Here is a 17,025-nt window from a genome sequence, read left to right as displayed (position 1 = left end):
CACTCCGTCGGATCCCGCGATGACCTAAGAGGTGACAGCCGAGGAGTGAATGCGGAGGCCGCTCGCGGCATCGCAGACGGTCCCAGGTTCTCGCCCGGTCCGCCGGTGCATCATCCCCAGCCGGTGGTCGTCGGCTCAGGCCCTTCAGCGGGCGGGGTCGGACGCCATTTCCATCGTTCCGAGAGGTTGTTCGTGTCGGCCAGCACATCCCGTACGCTCCCGCCGGAGATCGTCGAGTCCGCGTCCGTGTTGGCGCTCATCGAGCGGGGAAAGGCTGAGGGGCAGATCGCCGGCGACGACGTGCGTCGGGCATTCGAGGCTGACCGGATTCCGCCGACCCAGTGGAAGAACGTCCTGCGCAGCCTCAACCAGATCCTTGAGGAAGAGGGTGTGATGCTGATGGTCACTGCCGCGGAGCCGCCCAAGCGCGCCCGCAAGACCACCCAGGCGAAGAACCCGGTGCCCAGGAGTCCGGTCCAGCGGACCGTGCCCCGGACCTTCGCGGCAAGTACCGCCGCACCCAAGACAGTTGCCGCCGCCGCCACCCTGGCGGATGCCGTGGACTCCGTGGACGTCGCCACCGACGAGACCGCGTCCGCCGCTCCCGCCAAGAAGGCCGCCGCGAAGAAGACCACCGCCAAGAAGGCCGTGGCGAAGAAGACCACCACCCGCAAGGCGGCGGCGAAGAAGACCGCAGCGAAGAAGGACGCGTCCGCGGACGGCGACGAGCCGGTCGAGGAGGCCGGGGCCAGGGCGGGCGACGACGAGGAGAGCGGCGAGGGCGCCGAGACCCCCGAGTCAAAAGGCTTCGTGCTCTCGGACGAGGACGAGGACGACGCCCCCGCGCAGCAGGTGGCGGTCGCGGGTGCCACCGCCGACCCGGTCAAGGACTACCTCAAGCAGATCGGCAAGGTCCCCCTCCTCAACGCCGAACAGGAGGTCGAGCTCGCCAAGCGCATCGAGGCCGGCCTCTTCGCCGAGGACAAGCTCGCCAACTCCGACAAACTCGCCCCCAAGCTCAAGCGCGAGCTGGAGATCATCGCCCAGGACGGCGGGCGCGCCAAGAACCACCTCCTGGAGGCCAACCTCCGCCTCGTCGTCTCCCTCGCCAAGCGCTACACGGGGCGCGGCATGCTCTTCCTGGACCTCATCCAGGAGGGCAACCTCGGCCTGATCCGCGCGGTCGAGAAGTTCGACTACACCAAGGGCTACAAGTTCTCGACGTACGCGACGTGGTGGATCCGGCAGGCGATCACCCGCGCCATGGCCGACCAGGCCCGCACCATCCGCATCCCGGTGCACATGGTCGAGGTCATCAACAAGCTGGCCCGTGTCCAGCGCCAGATGCTCCAAGACCTGGGCCGCGAGCCCACCCCGGAGGAGCTGGCCAAGGAACTCGACATGACCCCCGAGAAGGTCATGGAGGTCCAGAAGTACGGCCGCGAGCCCATCTCCCTGCACACCCCCCTCGGCGAGGACGGCGACAGCGAGTTCGGCGACCTCATCGAGGACTCGGAAGCGGTCGTTCCGGCCGATGCGGTGAGCTTCACGCTCCTCCAGGAGCAGCTGCACTCGGTCCTGGACACCCTCTCCGAGCGCGAGGCGGGTGTCGTGTCCATGCGCTTCGGGCTCACCGACGGGCAGCCCAAGACGCTGGACGAGATCGGCAAGGTCTACGGCGTCACGCGCGAACGCATCCGCCAGATCGAGTCCAAGACGATGTCCAAGCTGCGTCACCCGTCGCGCTCGCAGGTCCTGCGCGACTACCTCGACTGAGCTGTTCGAGTCGGCCACCGGGCCCGGGTTCCTTCCGTACGTCTCGTACGGGACCCGGGCCCGGGGCGTGCCCGCGCGGGTGCGGGGGATACGGCGCTGGATGACTCTGGGTGTGCGGTGTTCACCCCTGAGTCAGGAGGACGTATGCGTCGACCCTTCACCAGATCGCTGACCGGGGCCCTCGCCCTGACCGCCGCCGTGGCCGTGCTGCCGCTGGCGGCGTCCGGCCCGGCGGCCGCCGACGGCGTGGTCATAGGGGGCCAGACCGTCAAGGTGACGGACAGCCCGTGGGCAGTGGCGGTGGCCAGCCGTGACCGGTTCGGAGGTATGCGGGCGGGACAGTTCTGCGGGGGAGTGGTGGTGGCGCCGACCAAGGTGGTGACGGCGGCGCACTGCCTGGGCCGCGACGTGCTGGGCGTACCGCTGGACGAGGTGCGCGACCTCAAGGTCGTCGCGGGGCGCGGAGAGCTGCGCGGCACCGGCGGGCGCGAGATCGCCGTGCGCAGGACCTGGGTGAACCCGTCGTACGAGCCGCTGTCGAACTCCGGCGACCTGGCGGTGCTGACGCTGTCGGCGGCCCTGCCCGAGGAGTACGTCATCCGGCTGGCCCCGGCGGACGGCGGCCTGACCGACCCGGGCACCGCGGCGACGGTCTACGGCTGGGGCGACACCACGGGCGGCGGGGCGTACGCGAGCTCCCTGCGCTCGGCGAAGGTGCGGGTGCTGTCCGACGAGGCGTGCACCCGGGCGTACCCCGGCAACGTCGACGGAACGTATCTCCCGGCGACGATGCTGTGCGCGGGCGACCCGGAGGGCGGCCACGACGCCTGCCAGGGCGACAGCGGGGGGCCGCTGGTGGCGCGGGGCCGTCTGATCGGGCTGGTGTCGTGGGGGAGCGGGTGCGGGCAGGCGGAGAGCCCGGGGGTGTACACGCGGATCTCGGCGCTGGCGCGGGCACTGGAGGGGCAGCTCTGAGGGTCCGTACGGACGGGGGCGGGCCCGAAAGGGGCCCGCGAGGGGGCTGATCGGGTCCGATACGGGTCCGGGCGGCCCGTGCAGAGCCGAACGGGGCGCGCGTCGCCCGCACGGCGGACGGCCCCGGCGCAGGAGGCGCCGGGGCCGTCGGTGTGAGCGGGTGGGGCGGGTGCCGGAGGGGCTGCCGGGGTCCGGCCCCGCCGCTGTGTGGGCGCTCCGGGCGCTGGAGGGGCCTGTGCCCCTCCGGGGCGCGGTGTGCGGGCCCCGGAGGGCGGCACGGGGGCGCTTGCGCGCCGGACGAGCCCTCTGCGTACCGCTGCGTGGGACGCGTACGTACGAGAACGGACGGGACCCGTGGTGAGCGTCCGGACGGCCCCTGCGTACGAGAACGGGCGGCTTCCCCCGCACACCCGGGGGAAGCCGCCCGTCGACCGGTCCGGACCCGGTCCTCGGCTCGTCGTGGACGCTCTCAGGGCGTCAGCGTTCGTCGTCCTCAGAGGACGGAGGCGTGACCGTCAGCCGGTCCGTCTCATCCTGTATTTCCGCGGCGATCTTCTTGAGCTCGGGCTCGAACTTGCGACCGTGGTGGGCGCAGAAGAGCAGTTCGCCGCCGCTGGCCAGGAGAACGCGCAGGTATGCCTGGGCGCCGCAGCGGTCGCATCGGTCAGCGGCCGTCAGGGGGCTCGCGGGGGTCAGAACAGTAGTCACGTCGCCTCTTCTCTAGCTCGACGAGCTGTCGTACCAGGGTCAACATCCAACCAGGCCGAAAACGTTCCCGCTCGTGGCTTTTTCTTGAAACTTCTTCCGAAGGTCTTCCGGAGTGGTTGTCTGTTGCCGGTTGGCGGCGAATGAGCCGTATTGCGTCGCTTTACGGTTTCGCGTTGCTGGCTTGTCTTGGTGGGACGTCCCACCGGCTGGATTGCCGGGTTGTTCATGAGGACGTGCCCGGAGCCTAAATGGTTCATGCCCGGAAGGGAACGTGACATGTGCTTCACTCCATCGAGGGATCGAACATGTGTACGCCCCTGGACTAGCATGAGTTTTCCCGAGGGTGGCGTTACACCCGCTCTACCAGGCCCCGTTACCCTCTGAGCGGCGACCGACGCCGACCCCGTACCCCATCGGGGCCCATTTGAAATTCAGCGAGGAGCGAACCGCGTGACCGCCGATACGACCGTCCCGTCCACCGCACTGCTGAGCGGCGCGGACCGTGACGGTTCCAACTACACCGCGCGGCACCTGCTCGTCCTCGAAGGTCTTGAGGCGGTCCGCAAGCGCCCCGGCATGTACATCGGGTCCACCGACAGCCGCGGCCTGATGCACTGCCTCTGGGAGATCATCGACAACTCCGTCGACGAGGCCCTGGGCGGCTACTGCGACCGCATCGAGGTGATCCTCCACGAGGACGGCTCCGTCGAGGTCCAGGACAACGGCCGCGGCATCCCGGTCGACGTCGAGCCCAAGACGGGCCTGTCCGGCGTCGAGGTCGTCATGACCAAGCTGCACGCCGGCGGCAAGTTCGGCGGCGGCTCCTACGCCGCCTCCGGCGGTCTGCACGGCGTGGGCGCCTCCGTGGTGAACGCGCTCTCCGCCCGCCTGGACATCGAGGTCGACCGCAGCGTCACGCACTCGATCAGCTTCCGCCGCGGCGTCCCCGGCACCTTCACCGAGTCCGGCCCCGACGCCCCCTTCGACCCGGGCAACGGCCTGCGCAAGGGCAAGCGCGTCCCCAAGGGCCGCACGGGCACCCGCGTGCGCTACTGGGCGGACCGGCAGATCTTCCTCAAGGACGCCAAGCTCTCCCTGGACACGCTCTACCAGCGCGCCCGCCAGACCGCGTTCCTGGTGCCCGGCCTGACCATCGTCGTCCGCGACGAGCGGGACCTGGAGGGCGTCGGCAAGAGCGAGGAGACGTTCCGCTTCGACGGCGGCATCAGCGAGTTCTGCGAGTACCTCGCGCAGGACAAGGCGATCTGCGACGTCTTGCGCCTCACCGGCCAGGGCACCTTCAAGGAGACCGTCCCGGTCCTCGACGACCGCGGCCACATGACCCCCACCGAGGTCACCCGCGAGCTGTCCGTGGACATCGCCCTGCGCTGGGGCACCGGGTACGACACCACGGTCAAGTCCTTCGTCAACATCATCGCCACCCCCAAGGGCGGCACCCACGTCTCCGGCTTCGAGCGCTCCCTCACCAAGACGGTGAACGAGACGCTCCGCTCCGCCAAGCTGCTGCGCGTCGCCGAGGACGACGTCGTCAAGGACGACGCCATGGAGGGGCTCACCGCGGTCGTGACGGTGCGCCTCGCGGAGCCGCAGTTCGAGGGCCAGACCAAGGAAGTGCTGGGCACCTCCGCCGCCAACCGCATCGTCGCCAACGTGGTCGCCAAGGAGCTCAAGGGCTTCCTGACCTCCACCAAGCGCGACGCCAAGGCGCAGGCCCGCTCGGTGATGGACAAGGTCGTCGCCGCCGCCCGCACCCGTATCGCCGCACGTCAGCACAAGGACGCCCAGCGCCGGAAGACGGCCCTGGAGTCCTCCTCGCTGCCCGCGAAGCTGGCCGACTGCCGCAGCGACGACGTGGAGCGCAGCGAGCTCTTCATCGTCGAGGGAGACTCCGCGCTCGGCACCGCCAAGCTCGCGCGGAACTCCGAGTTCCAGGCGCTCCTGCCGATCCGCGGCAAGATCCTCAACGTTCAGAAGGCGTCCGTCTCGGACATGCTGAAGAACGCCGAGTGCGGCGCGATCATCCAGGTCATAGGAGCGGGGTCCGGCCGGACCTTCGACATCGACGCCGCCCGCTACGGCAAGATCGTGCTCCTCGTCGACGCCGACGTCGACGGCGCGCACATCCGCATCCTGCTGCTGACGCTGTTCCAGCGGTACATGCGTCCGATGGTGGAGGCAGGGCGCGTGTTCGCGGCGGTTCCGCCGCTGCACCGGATCGAGCTGGTCCAGCCCAAGAAGGGCCAGGACAAGTACGTCTACACGTACTCGGACAACGAACTGCGGCAGACGCTGCTGGAGTTCCAGCGCAAGAACGTCCGGTACAAGGACGACATCCAGCGCTACAAGGGCCTCGGCGAGATGGACGCCGACCAGCTCGCGGAGACCACGCTCGACCCGCGCTACCGCACGCTGCGCCGGATCAACATCGGCGACCTGGAGTCCGCCGAAGGCGTCTTCGACCTGCTCATGGGCAACGAGGTCGCGCCGCGCAAGGAGTTCATCACCAGCGCGGCGGCCACGCTGGACAGGTCGCGCATCGACGCCTGATCCGGATGCCCGGCAGCTGAGTCAACCCGTGGGTGGAGCCGAAAGCTCCACCCACGCTCCGATTCGCGGGGGACTTTCGCTCCGTACCGTCGAGGCATGGAAACGCAGACGGCGCAGTCGACCCGCTGGGGCGGCGCACTCACCGCCTGGCCCGCCAAGGAGGCCCTGACGCGCATCGGGGTGCCCCGGGTGCGGATGGTCATCGACGTCGCCATGTGGCTGGGCATCGGCGCCTGGTTCCTGCTGGAGGCGTACGCGACCAAGGTCTTCGACGGTGTCGCCGTCGTGGTGCCGCCGCTCGCGCTGCTCGCGGTCGTCGGCGCGGCCGAACTGTACGACCGGCTGACCCTGCGGCACCGGCTGCTGCCCTCGGTCGGGGTGCTCGTGTCCGTGGCGCTGCTCGCCGTGTCCGCTTACGCGGTGGACGCGCAGACGTCCGGGGCGATCCTGCTGGTGGTCTGCGTGGTGCAGGCCATGGTGCGGCTGCCGTTGGCGGTCGGCGTACCGATGGGCGCGGTGTTCGTGACCTGCATGTCGAGGCTCGGCGACGTGAGCCTGCGGGAGCAATTGGTGGTCAGCTTCGGCGTCCTGGTCACCGGGTACATGCTGCGGCTGGACGCGCAGGCGCGGGGCTCCGGCTTCCTGCTGTTGGCGCAGGAGCGGGTGGCCCGCGCGGCCGAGGCCGAGACGGCCGCGCTCGCCGAACGGGCCAGGATCGCCCGGGAGATGCACGACGTCCTCGCCCACAGCCTCTCCGCGCAGGTGGTCCACCTGGAGGCGGCCCGGCTGCTGGTCGAGCGGGAACCGGAGGGCCCGTTCCGGGACAGTGTGCTGGAGCGGGTGGTCGCCGCCCGCAGGATGGCCCGCGAAGGGCTCGCGGAGACCCGGCAGGCGCTCTCGGCACTGCGCGGCGACATGGCACCCGTCGAGGACTACCTGCGGGAGATGGCGGCCCTGGACCGGGCCGACGTCCAGGTGATCGGCCCCCGCCGGGAGTTGACCGCCGATGCGTCCCAGGCCCTGCGCCGGGTCGCCCAGGAGGCCCTGACCAACGTACGCAAACACGCGCCGGGGGCCGTGCCGCGCATCCTGCTGGAGTACGGAAGCCGCGAAGTCGCCCTGGAGATACGGGACTCGGGGCGCCGGGACGGCAGGGAGCCGGGCGGGAGCGCCCGGCCCCTGGGGGCGGCGCGGCGGGCCGATGACCCCGGGCTCAGGAAGACGGACGCGCGGAGGGAGTTGGCGGCGACCGGGGGCGGGTACGGTCTGCTCGGAATGCGGGAGCGGGCGGAACTGCTCGGGGGCACCCTGGAGGCGGGGCCCGAGGGGGAGGGGTTCGTGGTGAGACTGCGGATGCCGGTATGAGCGGGGACTCTGCTGAGGGGCGCGCGGTGCGGGTGCTGGTCGTCGACGACCAGGCGATGGTGCGCGAGGGCATCGTGCTGCTGCTGGGACTGCTGCCCGGCATCGAGGTGGTCGGCTCGGCAGGGGACGGCGAGGAGGCCGTCGAACTGGTCGCCGTGCACGCCCCCGACGTCGTACTGATGGACCTGCGGATGCCCCGCTGCGACGGGGTGGAGGCGACCCGGCGGATCCGGGAAGGGCACCCCGCGACCCAGGTCGTCGTGCTCACCACCTACGCCGACGACGACTGGCTCTTCCCCGCGCTGCGGGCCGGGGCGCGCGGCTACCTCACCAAGGACGCCGACGGCGAGGAGATCGTGCGGGCGGTGCGGGACGTGATGTCCGGGCAGGCCAGGCTCTCGCCCGCCGTCCAGCGCAGGCTCCTGGAGCAGGTCACCGCCCCCGAGCCCCCTGCGTACGGAACCTTCGCGGCCGGCGAACTGCCCGACGGGCTCACCCCGCGCGAGGCCGAGGTGCTGGAGCTGATCGCCGAAGGACTGCCCAACGCGGAGATCGCGCGGCGGCTGCGGATCGGGTCCGCCACCGTGAAGACCCACATCAACAACCTCTTCGGGAAGACCGGCGTGCGCGACCGCGCACAGGCCGTCCGCTACGCGTACCGGCAGGGCCTCGCCCGGCCGCCCCGCACGGACCTGCCCGGTGCAGACGTCACCTAATGGGGTGAAGGAAGGGGATTGCCGATCCGGGGATCTCTCCGGTCTGCCCATCCTGGGGCGCGCGGACCAGTCCGGCCGCGGACAAGGAGAGTTGTTCGGTGGACAAGCACGAAGGGCGCGACGCCGCAGCGATGCGGTTCGACGACCCGTGGTACGACGCGCTCGCCTCCGGCTGGGGGGAACTCGACGGCACGGCAGCCCGGTCTTCCGCCGTGCCGCAGCAGTCCCACGCCGCCCCGGAGCGCGGCCCCAGCGCCGCCGAGATCTACCTGGAAGTGCAGGCCAGCCCCGCCTTCCAGCAGGTGCGCGGCCGCTATCGGCGGTTCGTCGTCCCCGCGACCCTCGCCTTCCTCGCCTGGTACGTCGCGTACGTCGTCGCCGCCACCGCCGCACCCGGCCTGATGGCCCGCCCGGTGGCCGGCGCGGTCAACGTCGCCATGGTCGCCGGCCTCGGCCAGTTCCTCTCCACCTTCCTGCTGACCTGGGCGTACGCCCGGCACGCCCGGCTGCGCCGGGACCGGGCCGCGCTCGAACTGCGCTGGGACACCCAGGAGTTGACCCGGCTGACAGAGGTCGGAGGCGGCGGCAGGTGAACCACGGCCACGAGACCCTGGCGCTGCTGCTCTTCAGCGCCTTCGTCGCGACGACGCTCGCCATCACCACCTGGGTGAGCCGCAACCGGCACGGCTCGGCGGAGGAGTTCTACGTCGGCGGACGCCTCTTCAGCCCCATGGAGAACGGTTTCGCCATCGCGGGCGACTACATGTCCGCCGCCTCCTTCCTCGGCATCTCCGGCCTCATCGCCCTCTACGGCTACGACGGGATGCTCTACTCCGTCGGCTTCCTGGTGGCCTGGCTCGTCGTGCTCTTCCTCGTCGCCGAACTGGTGCGCAACTGCGGCCGGTTCACCCTCGCCGACGTCGTCGCCTCCCGGATGAGCGAGCGGCCCGTGCGGATCGCGGCGGGCACCTCCTCGGTGACCGTGTCCGTGCTCTACCTGGTGGCCCAGATGGTCGGCGCGGGCTCGCTCGTCGGGCTGCTGCTCGGCGGCAGCAGCGGAGCCGCCCAGACCTGGACGGTCGTCGGCGTCGGCGCGCTGATGGTCGTGTACGTGACGCTGGGCGGGATGCGGGCCACCACCTGGATCCAGATCGTCAAGGCCGTCCTGCTCATGGCGGGCGCCCTGGCGCTCACCGTGCTCGTCCTGGTGCGCTTCGGGGGCGACTTCAACCAGCTGCTGACCACCGCCGCCGCGCGCAGCGGGCACGGGCTGGACTTCCTCGCGCCGGGCCTCCGGTACGGCGGGGACTGGACCGCGCGGCTCGACTTCATCAGCCTCGGGCTCGCCCTCGTGCTCGGTACGGCGGGCCTGCCGCACATCCTGTCCCGTTTCTACACCGTGCCCACAGCGCGGGCCGCCCGCAGGTCGGTGGTCTGGTCGATCGGGCTCATCGGCAGCTTCTACCTGATGACGATCGTCCTCGGTTTCGGCGCCGCCGCCCTGCTCGGCTCCGACACGGTGCGGGCGTCGAACGCGGCGGGCAACACGGCGGTCCCCCTGCTCGCCCACGACCTGGGCGGCGGTGCGGGTTCCGCAGGCGGAACGGTTCTCTTCGCGGTCGTCGCAGCCATCGCCTTCGCGACGATCCTCGCCGTCGTCGCCGGGATCACGCTGGCCTCCTCCGCCTCCGTGGCCCACGACCTGTACGCGTCGCTGCGCAGCCGGAGCAAGCGCGGCAAGCCGTACAGCGAGGTGGCCGTCGCCCGGGTCGCGGCGGGCGGGATCGGTGTGGTGGCCATCGCGCTGGGTCTGCTGGCGAAGGACCTGAACGTGGCGTTCCTGGTAGGGCTCGCCTTCGCGGTGGCCGCGTCGGCGAATCTGCCGGTGCTGCTGTACTCGCTGTTCTGGCGGGGGTTCACCACGCGCGGGGCGGTCTGGTCGGTCTACGGGGGGCTGGTGCCTGCGGTGCTGCTGGTGATCGTTTCGCCGGTGGTCTCGGGCAGTCCGGAGTCACTGTTCCCCGGGGCCGACTTCCAGTTCTTCCCGCTCCAGAACCCGGGGCTCGTGTCGATCCCGCTGGGCTTCCTGGCGGGCTGGCTGGGCACGGTCACCTCGCACGAGGTGCCGGACGCGGCGAAGCATGCGGAGACGGAGGTGCGGTCGTTGACGGGGGCGGGGGCGGCGTAGGGGTGGGCGGGCTGGAGATGCCCTCCGGGAGGACCACCGTGAATTCCGCTCCCCCTCCAGGGGCTTGAGTGACCCGCGCGCTGCCGCCATGCCGTTCGGCCAGGCGTCGTACGAGGGCGAGTCCCAGCCCTCGTTTCCCGTGCGCGGGGAGTTCCTTGGTCGTCCAGCCCTCGGTGAAGATCGACTCGCGTTGGGCTTCCGGCACCCCGGGGCCGCTGTCCGTCACCCGGAGCACGACCTCCCGGCCCCGGGCGTAGAGCGCCACCTCCACGAAGGCCTCGGGTGAACCGGCCGCCGCGTCCAGCGCGTTGTCCACCAGGTTGCCGACCACCGTGACCAGCCCGCGCGGGTCCACCAGGCGGTCCGGCAGCATCGTCTCCGCCGCCGGGCGCAGTACCACCGCCCGCTCCGCCGCGACCGTCGCCTTGCCCACCAGCAGTGCGGCGAGCAGCGGATCGTGGACGCGCTCGGTGAACTCCTCCGCCGTCGCACGGTGCACCCCCGCCACTTCCGTCACGAAGTCCATCGCCTCCTCGTGCATGCCGAGTTCGAGGAGGCCGAGGAGGGTGTGCATCCGGTTGGCGTGCTCGTGGTCCTGGGCGCGCAGGGCGTCGATCAGGCCCCGGGTGGAGTCCAACTCGCGGCCGAGCTGCTCCAGTTCGGTGCGGTCGCGCAGGGTGGCCACGGCGCCGCCGTCGTCGGTGGGCATGCGGTTGGCGACCAGCACCCTGGGTCCTCGTACGGTCAGCAGATCCTCGCCCGACACCCGGCCCGCGAGGACGTCGGCGGTGCGGCCCTCGCCCAGCACCTCGTCCAGGGGCCGCCCGGTGGCCTCGTCGCCGATGCCCAGCAGGCGCCTGGCCTCGTCGTTGACCAGCCGCACCCGGCCCGCCGGGTCCAGCGCCACGACCCCTTCCCGGATGCCGTGCAGCATGGCCTCGCGCTCCGCGAGGAGGGCGGCGATGTCGGAGAAGGCGAGGTCGTGGACCTGCCGCTGGAGCCTGCGCGAGATGAGGTACGCGGCCAGCGCGCCGATCGCGAGCGCGCCGCCCGCGTAGGCCAGAAGCCCGGGGATCGCGGCGAGGAGCCGGGCACGGACGCTGTCGTACTCGATGCCCACCGAGACCGCGCCGACGATCCGTCCTGCCTGGTCCCGCAGGGGGACCTTGCCGCGCGCGGACGGGCCCAGCGTGCCGCTGTCGATCTCCATGACCTCGCGCCCGGCGAGTGCGTCGCTGGGGTCGGTCGAGACGACCCGGCCGATGCGGGCGACCGCGGTGTGCGACCAGCGGACCCCGCGCCGGTCCATGATCACCACGTACTCGGCCCCGGTCGCCCGCCGGATCCGCTCGGCCTCGGCCTGCACGGGGCCGCCGGGGGCGGCGGGGGAGCGCAGCAGGTCCTGCGCCACCCGGGGCGACGCGGTGGTCTGCGCGATGGCGAGCGCCCGCCGCATCGCCTGATCGTCGAGCTGGGCCCCGAGGGGCGCGAGGAAGAGCCCGGTGGCGAGGACGGTGATGCCGGCGGCGATCGCCAGTTGGAGGAGCAGGAACTGGGAGACGACGCGCTGGGGCCAGGAGATGCGCATGGGTACGAACGGTAGGGGACGTGCTGCTGAGGCATGCGTGAGAGGGGGGAGCGCAAAGGGAATGGGCCCCGCAACGCCGCTCGGGCGAAAGGGGGCCCATCTGGTCCTGACTGCCGGTCCGCAACTTTGCGCCCGGCCGGTCGGCACTTATGCGTCGGGGATGTCGGCCTTCGCTCGGATCAGTGTCTCGCGGCTGATGACCACGATGCGTTCGTAGTCGGCACGTCCCGCGTCCGCCGGGAGTTTGTCGTCGAGGACGGCCGTCGACTCGGTCCCGATGACCGCGAAGTTCCCGTCGCTCAACTCAAAGATGTCGGGGCATGTCTGGCCTGTCGCGCTGCCTCGTGCCTGGGGGGAAGCACCGATCCTGCGGACGATTTCTGGGTTCATCAACGGGAGTCCACTGTTCCAGTTCATTTGTGGCTTGCACGCACCTTTTGCACACGCAAGGGCGGCGGCGCGGCAATCTTTGGGTGTGAGTGCAGGCCGATGCCGCTGGGCACGTAATGTACCGGAAGTGTCGTAGGTCACTCACGTGCGTTGTGGGATGTTGCGGGCCGACGGGCGCGCGCGAGTGCCGTCCCGTCCCTGGGGCCCCATCCGGCACACACCGGCGCACAGGGAGGCGCATGGGTGCACGGTGTCACTCGCACAGGGGCGTGGCGCGGTTACGGTTCCCCTCTCACGCGATCCACCACTGATCGCCCTCCTCGCTCGCCCTGGTGACGATCTCGTCCACGAGTCTGCCCATGGCTGCTTCCTGCGAGTCGTACGGCAGGCTCGCCCTGTGGTGTTCCGTGGCGTCCCAGTACGCTCGGAAGACTTTGCTCTGGCAGGTGATTCTGAGGTGCCCGAGCGCTTCCTCGATGCTCATCGTGCCGACGCGACAGTCGTGCAGGATGTTGCCGTAGAGGGCGTTGGCGAAGAGGAACTGCCGCTGTTGGTCTGCGGGAATGTCCTCCTCGTAGGTATCCAGCACGGCGGCGAGCTGTGGGTCGGCCATCGCCTTGCACTGGAGCTGAAGCTGCAGTTGCCGCTGGGCGGTCAGTGCGATGCGCCGATGAATCTGCCGTTGCTGGATGAGCATGGCGGTGAAGGCAGTCGTCCCCAGGACGAGCCCCACCACGACCCCCCGCTGTTGTCCGTGCTTAGCCATCCCAACCCCCGAAATCCACAGGCGACCGCACTGAGCACCGGGTGGGCGGACGTGGACTACGGGCCGGCCGGCGGTCGTTGACTGCGTGTCCCGCCTCCAGAGTGCCGAGCGGCTCCGGTCGGCGGAAGGCGGAGCAGAGGCGCACGGAGGCAGAGACGTCCAGAGACGTGTCGTGGCAACGGGCGCCCTACTCGCATATGTGCCCGTTGGGTGGCGCTAACAATCGTTCACTGCCCGCCCCGTCCAAAAAGGGGCGACCCGGCTCGGGGCACGATCGGAGTGCCGGAACCCGGCAGGGCCGGTGCGTTTACGATCGGGACCATGTCCAGGCAACACATCCCCGTCGTCGTCCTCGCCGGATTTCTGGGGTCCGGGAAGACGACGCTGCTCAATCACCTGCTCAAGCGGAGTCGTGGCACCCGGATCGGGGCGATCGTCAATGATTTCGGGGCGATCGAGATCGATGCCATGGCGGTGGCGGGACAGCTGGGGGATTCCACCGTTTCGCTCGGCGACGGGTGTCTGTGCTGTGCGGTGGATGCCAGTGAGCTGGATGTGTATCTGGAGAAGCTGACCGACCCTGCGGTGGGCATGGACGTCATCGTCATCGAGGCCAGTGGGCTGGCGGAGCCGCAGGAACTGGTGCGGATGCTGCTGGCGAGCGAGAACCCGCATGCCGTGTACGGGGGGCTCGTCGAGGTGGTGGACGCCGCCGAGTTCGGGGCGACCAGGGTGCGGCATCCGGAGATCGTGCGGCATCTGGCCATCGCGGATCTCGTTGTGCTGAACAAGACGGACCGGGTGGGGGAGCGGGAGCTCGACGCGCTCAAGGAGGAGTTGGGCGGGGTCGGGGGCGGCACCCTGATCTGCGCCGAGTACGGGCGGATCGATCCGGAAGTGCTCTTCAACCGGCGGACCGATGACCAACACCGGCAGGACGGCTGGCAGTTGAGCTTCGAGGATCTGCGCGCGGAGGTCGAGGGGAGTGCGGAGGACGATCACTCCGAGCACGTGCACGCGTCGTACGAGAGCGTGGATTTCGTCTCGGACGTGCCCATGGATCCGGGGCGGCTCATGGGATTTCTGGACGCGCGGCCCGAGGGGCTGTACCGGATCAAGGGGTACGTCGACTTCGGCGCCGCCGATGCGCACAACCGGTATGCGGTGCACGCGGTGGGGCGGTTCCTGCGGTTCTATCCGGAGCCGTGGGGGCCCGGTGAGGAGCGGCTCACGCAGCTCGTGCTGATCGGGTCCGGGACGGACGGCCAGGTGTTGCGGGAGCGGCTTGCCGGGTGCGTCGGGGAGCCGGGCGCACGGGACGTCGCGCCCGGTGCGGACACTCCGGCGGAGCGTGCCATGTGGGGTGTGCTGAGGTACGTACAGGCGGAGGAGCCCGGGGAAGAGTCCCCGGAGGAGTCCGAAGAGGCGTTCCCCGAGGACTCCTCCGACGAGTTCTAGGGGCGGATACGGGTCGGGGGTGCGGGGCACTATCGCCCCGCACCCCCGACCCGTACGGGCAAAGTGCCCCTACACCGCCCCCGCCAGCGCAGCCACCGGCTTCGGCAGCGGGGTGCCCGAGCCGTCGCGGCGCGGGTCGAGGTCGGGGAGGTCGGCCGGGGTGCCGTTCTGCTGGGCGGCACGGGCCGGGGCCGCGCCCGCCCAGGCCAGCATCAGGACGTCCTCGCCGCGCAGGAAGCGCTGGCAGCGGACGCCGCCCGTGGCGCGGCCCTTGCGCGGGTACTGGTCGAACGGGGTGAGCTTGGCGGAGGATTCGGCGTCGCCGAGGAGCGTGCCCCGGGAGCCCGCCACCGTGAAGACGACCGCGTCGGCGGCCGGGTCGACGGCGGTGAAGGAGATCACCTTGGCGCCCGCGCCGAGCTTGATGCCGGCCATGCCGCCCGCCGGGCGGCCCTGCGGGCGTACCTGGGCGGCCTGGTAGCGCAGGAGCTGGGCGTCGTCGGTGATGAAGACGAGGTCCTCCTCGCCCGTGCGCAGTTCCTGGGCGCCCACGATGCGGTCGCCGTCCTTCAGGGTGATGACCTCCAACTCGTCCTTGTTGGACGGGTAGTCGGGGACCACGCGCTTGACGACGCCCTGTTCCGTGCCGATGGCGAGGCCGGGTGAGGACTCGTCCAGGGTGGTCAGGCAGATCAGGGTCTCGTCGGCGTCCAGGGAGAGGAACTCCGCGACCGGGGCCCCGCCCGAGAGGTTGGGCGCGGAGGCCGTGTCCGGGAGCTGGGGGAGGTCGATGACGGCCAGCCGCAGCAGACGGCCCGACGAGGTGACCGCGCCGACGGTGCCGCGCGCGGTCGCGGGGACCGCCGAGACGATCACGTCGTGCTTGGTGCGGCGGGCGTCGTCCAGGGCGAGGGGCTCGCCGTTGGGCGTACGGGCGAGGAGGCCCGTGGAGGAGAGCAGGACGCGGCAGGGGTCGTCCGGGACCTCCAGGGGGACCGTGGCGACGGCCGAGGCGCCCGACTCCAGCAGGACCGTGCGGCGCTCGGTGCCGAACTTCTTCGCGACCGCGGCCAGTTCGGCCGAGACCAGCTTGCGCAGCTCCGCGTCGGACTCCAGGATTCCGGTCAGCTCGTCGATCTCGCCGTTGAGCTTGTCGCGCTCCGACTCCAGCTCGATGCGGTCGAACTTGGTGAGGCGGCGCAGCGGGGTGTCCAGGATGTACTGGGTCTGGATCTCGGAGAGGCCGAAGCGCTCGATCAGGCGCTCCTTGGCCTGCGCCGAGTTGTCGCTGGAGCGGATGAGGCGGATGACCTCGTCGATGTCGATGAGCGCGACGAGCAGGCCCTCGACCAGGTGCAGCCGGTCCCGGCGCTTGGTGCGGCGGAACTCGCTGCGACGCCGTACGACCTCGAAGCGGTGGTCGAGGTAGACCTCCAGGAGCTCCTTGAGGCCCAGCGTGAGGGGCTGGCCGTCGACCAGGGCGACGTTGTTGATGCCGAAGGACTCCTCCATCGGCGTCAGCTTGTAGAGCTGTTCGAGGACGGCCTCCGGGACGAAGCCGTTCTTGATCTCGATGACCAGACGCAGGCCGTGCGAGCGGTCGGTGAGGTCCTTGACGTCCGCGATGCCCTGGATCTTCTTCGCGCCGACCAGGTCCTTGATCTTCGCGATGACCTTCTCGGGGCCGACCGTGAAGGGCAGTTCGGTGACGACCAGGCCCTTGCGGCGGGCCGTGACGTTCTCCACGGCGGCCGTGGCGCGGATCTTGAAGGAGCCGCGGCCCTTCTCGTACGCGTCCTTGATGCCGGCGAGGCCGACGATCCGGCCGCCCGTCGGCAGGTCGGGGCCCGGCACGAAGCGCATCAGCGTCTCGAGGTCGGCGCCCGGGTGCTTGATCAGGTGGCGGGCGGCGGCCACGACCTCGCCCAGGTTGTGCGGCGGCATATTGGTGGCCATGCCGACCGCGATGCCGGTGGTGCCGTTGACCAGCAGGTTCGGGTACGCGGCCGGGAGGGCGACGGGCTCGCGCTCCTTGCCGTCGTAGTTCGGGTTGAAGTCGACCGTGTCCTCGTCGATCGACTCCGTCATCAGCGACGTCGCGTCGGCCATCCGGCACTCGGTGTAACGCATCGCGGCCGGCGGGTCGTCGTTGCCGAGCGAGCCGAAGTTGCCGTGCCCGTCGACCAGCGGCAGCCGCATCGAGAACGGCTGCGCCATGCGCACCAGCGCGTCGTAGATGGACGCGTCGCCGTGCGGGTGCAGCTTGCCCATCACCTCGCCGACGACGCGGGCGCACTTCACATACCCCCGGTCGGGGCGCAGGCCCATCTCGTTCATCTGGTAGACGATGCGCCGGTGTACGGGCTTGAGGCCGTCCCGCGCGTCCGGCAGGGCGCGCGAGTAGATCACCGAGTAGGCGTACTCAAGGAAGGAGCCCTGCATCTCGTCGACGACGTCGACGTCGAGGATCTTCTCCTCGAACGCCTCGTCAGGCTGCGGGGTCTTCGTGCTGCGGCGGGCCATCGCG

Annotated in this window: 13 protein-coding genes; 8 read left to right on the top strand and 5 right to left on the bottom strand. The window is 70.7% G+C overall.

Going from position 1 to position 17,025, the window contains the following annotated elements:
* The first annotated feature begins 192 nt into the window (after window positions 1-192).
* Both IE269_RS14070 and IE269_RS14065 read left to right on the top strand, forming a co-directional pair.
* Entirely contained in the window at window positions 193-1,776 is a 1,584-nt protein-coding gene (locus IE269_RS14070; protein ID WP_189823215.1) for an RNA polymerase sigma factor, read from the top strand.
* Between the two features lie 144 nt (window positions 1,777-1,920).
* Complete coding sequence (locus IE269_RS14065) at window positions 1,921-2,751, top strand: S1 family peptidase (protein WP_189823214.1); 831 nt, start codon at window positions 1,921-1,923, stop codon at window positions 2,749-2,751.
* Window positions 2,752-3,228: 477 nt separating this feature from the next.
* Here IE269_RS14065 and IE269_RS14060 read toward each other — a convergent pair whose 3' ends face one another.
* A complete protein-coding gene (locus IE269_RS14060) occupies window positions 3,229-3,459 on the bottom strand; it encodes a DUF7455 domain-containing protein (RefSeq protein WP_189823213.1) in 231 nt (76 codons plus the stop codon).
* A gap of 450 nt (window positions 3,460-3,909) precedes the next feature.
* On the opposite strand from IE269_RS14060, the gene IE269_RS14055 reads away from it, so the two are divergent.
* From IE269_RS14055 to IE269_RS14035, 5 genes are all read left to right on the top strand, one after another.
* A complete protein-coding gene (locus IE269_RS14055) occupies window positions 3,910-6,027 on the top strand; it encodes a DNA gyrase/topoisomerase IV subunit B (protein WP_189823212.1) in 2,118 nt (705 codons plus the stop codon).
* A 96-nt stretch (window positions 6,028-6,123) separates the two neighbouring features.
* Window positions 6,124-7,392 carry a sensor histidine kinase gene (locus tag IE269_RS14050; RefSeq protein ID WP_229897629.1) on the top strand — a complete coding sequence of 423 codons (1,269 nt, stop codon included), beginning with the start codon at window positions 6,124-6,126 and terminating at the stop codon, window positions 7,390-7,392.
* Window positions 7,389-8,108, top strand: coding sequence for a response regulator (locus tag IE269_RS14045; RefSeq protein WP_189823211.1), 720 nt, complete (start codon window positions 7,389-7,391; stop codon window positions 8,106-8,108). Before IE269_RS14050 ends, IE269_RS14045 begins: the two co-directional genes overlap by 4 nt.
* 131 nt (window positions 8,109-8,239) lie before the next feature.
* A complete protein-coding gene (locus IE269_RS14040) occupies window positions 8,240-8,701 on the top strand; it encodes a DUF485 domain-containing protein (RefSeq protein ID WP_189823343.1) in 462 nt (153 codons plus the stop codon).
* The gene (locus IE269_RS14035) at window positions 8,698-10,296 is read left to right on the top strand and encodes a solute symporter family protein (RefSeq protein WP_189823210.1); all 1,599 of its coding nucleotides are present in this window, start codon (window positions 8,698-8,700) and stop codon (window positions 10,294-10,296) included. The genes IE269_RS14040 and IE269_RS14035 overlap by 4 nt, the downstream gene beginning before the upstream one ends.
* Here IE269_RS14035 and IE269_RS14030 read toward each other — a convergent pair.
* The 3 genes from IE269_RS14030 to IE269_RS14020 all read right to left on the bottom strand — a co-directional run bounded on the left by IE269_RS14030 (window position 10,217) and on the right by IE269_RS14020 (window position 13,040).
* Window positions 10,217-11,884, bottom strand: a complete 1,668-nt coding sequence (locus IE269_RS14030; protein WP_189823209.1) for a sensor histidine kinase — start codon at window positions 11,882-11,884, stop codon at window positions 10,217-10,219. The two genes, IE269_RS14035 and IE269_RS14030, sit on opposite strands and share 80 nt — an antisense overlap.
* A gap of 147 nt (window positions 11,885-12,031) precedes the next feature.
* Entirely contained in the window at window positions 12,032-12,274 is a 243-nt protein-coding gene (locus IE269_RS14025; RefSeq protein WP_189823208.1) for a hypothetical protein, read from the bottom strand.
* Between the two features lie 292 nt (window positions 12,275-12,566).
* Complete coding sequence (locus IE269_RS14020; protein WP_229897627.1) at window positions 12,567-13,040, bottom strand: DUF6082 family protein; 474 nt, start codon at window positions 13,038-13,040, stop codon at window positions 12,567-12,569.
* A 321-nt stretch (window positions 13,041-13,361) separates the two neighbouring features.
* Between IE269_RS14020 and IE269_RS14015 the strand changes: the two genes are divergently transcribed.
* Complete coding sequence (locus IE269_RS14015; protein WP_189823207.1) at window positions 13,362-14,498, top strand: CobW family GTP-binding protein; 1,137 nt, start codon at window positions 13,362-13,364, stop codon at window positions 14,496-14,498.
* 69 nt (window positions 14,499-14,567) lie between these two features.
* Here IE269_RS14015 and IE269_RS14010 read toward each other — a convergent pair whose 3' ends face one another.
* A complete protein-coding gene (locus IE269_RS14010) occupies window positions 14,568-17,021 on the bottom strand; it encodes a DNA gyrase/topoisomerase IV subunit A (RefSeq protein ID WP_189823206.1) in 2,454 nt (817 codons plus the stop codon).
* Window positions 17,022-17,025: the final 4 nt, after the last annotated feature.

The organism is Streptomyces spiroverticillatus (assembly GCA_014650415.1).
Lineage (GTDB): Bacteria > Actinomycetota > Actinomycetes > Streptomycetales > Streptomycetaceae > Streptomyces > Streptomyces spiroverticillatus.
This window is presented reverse-complemented; position numbering and strand designations above follow the sequence as displayed.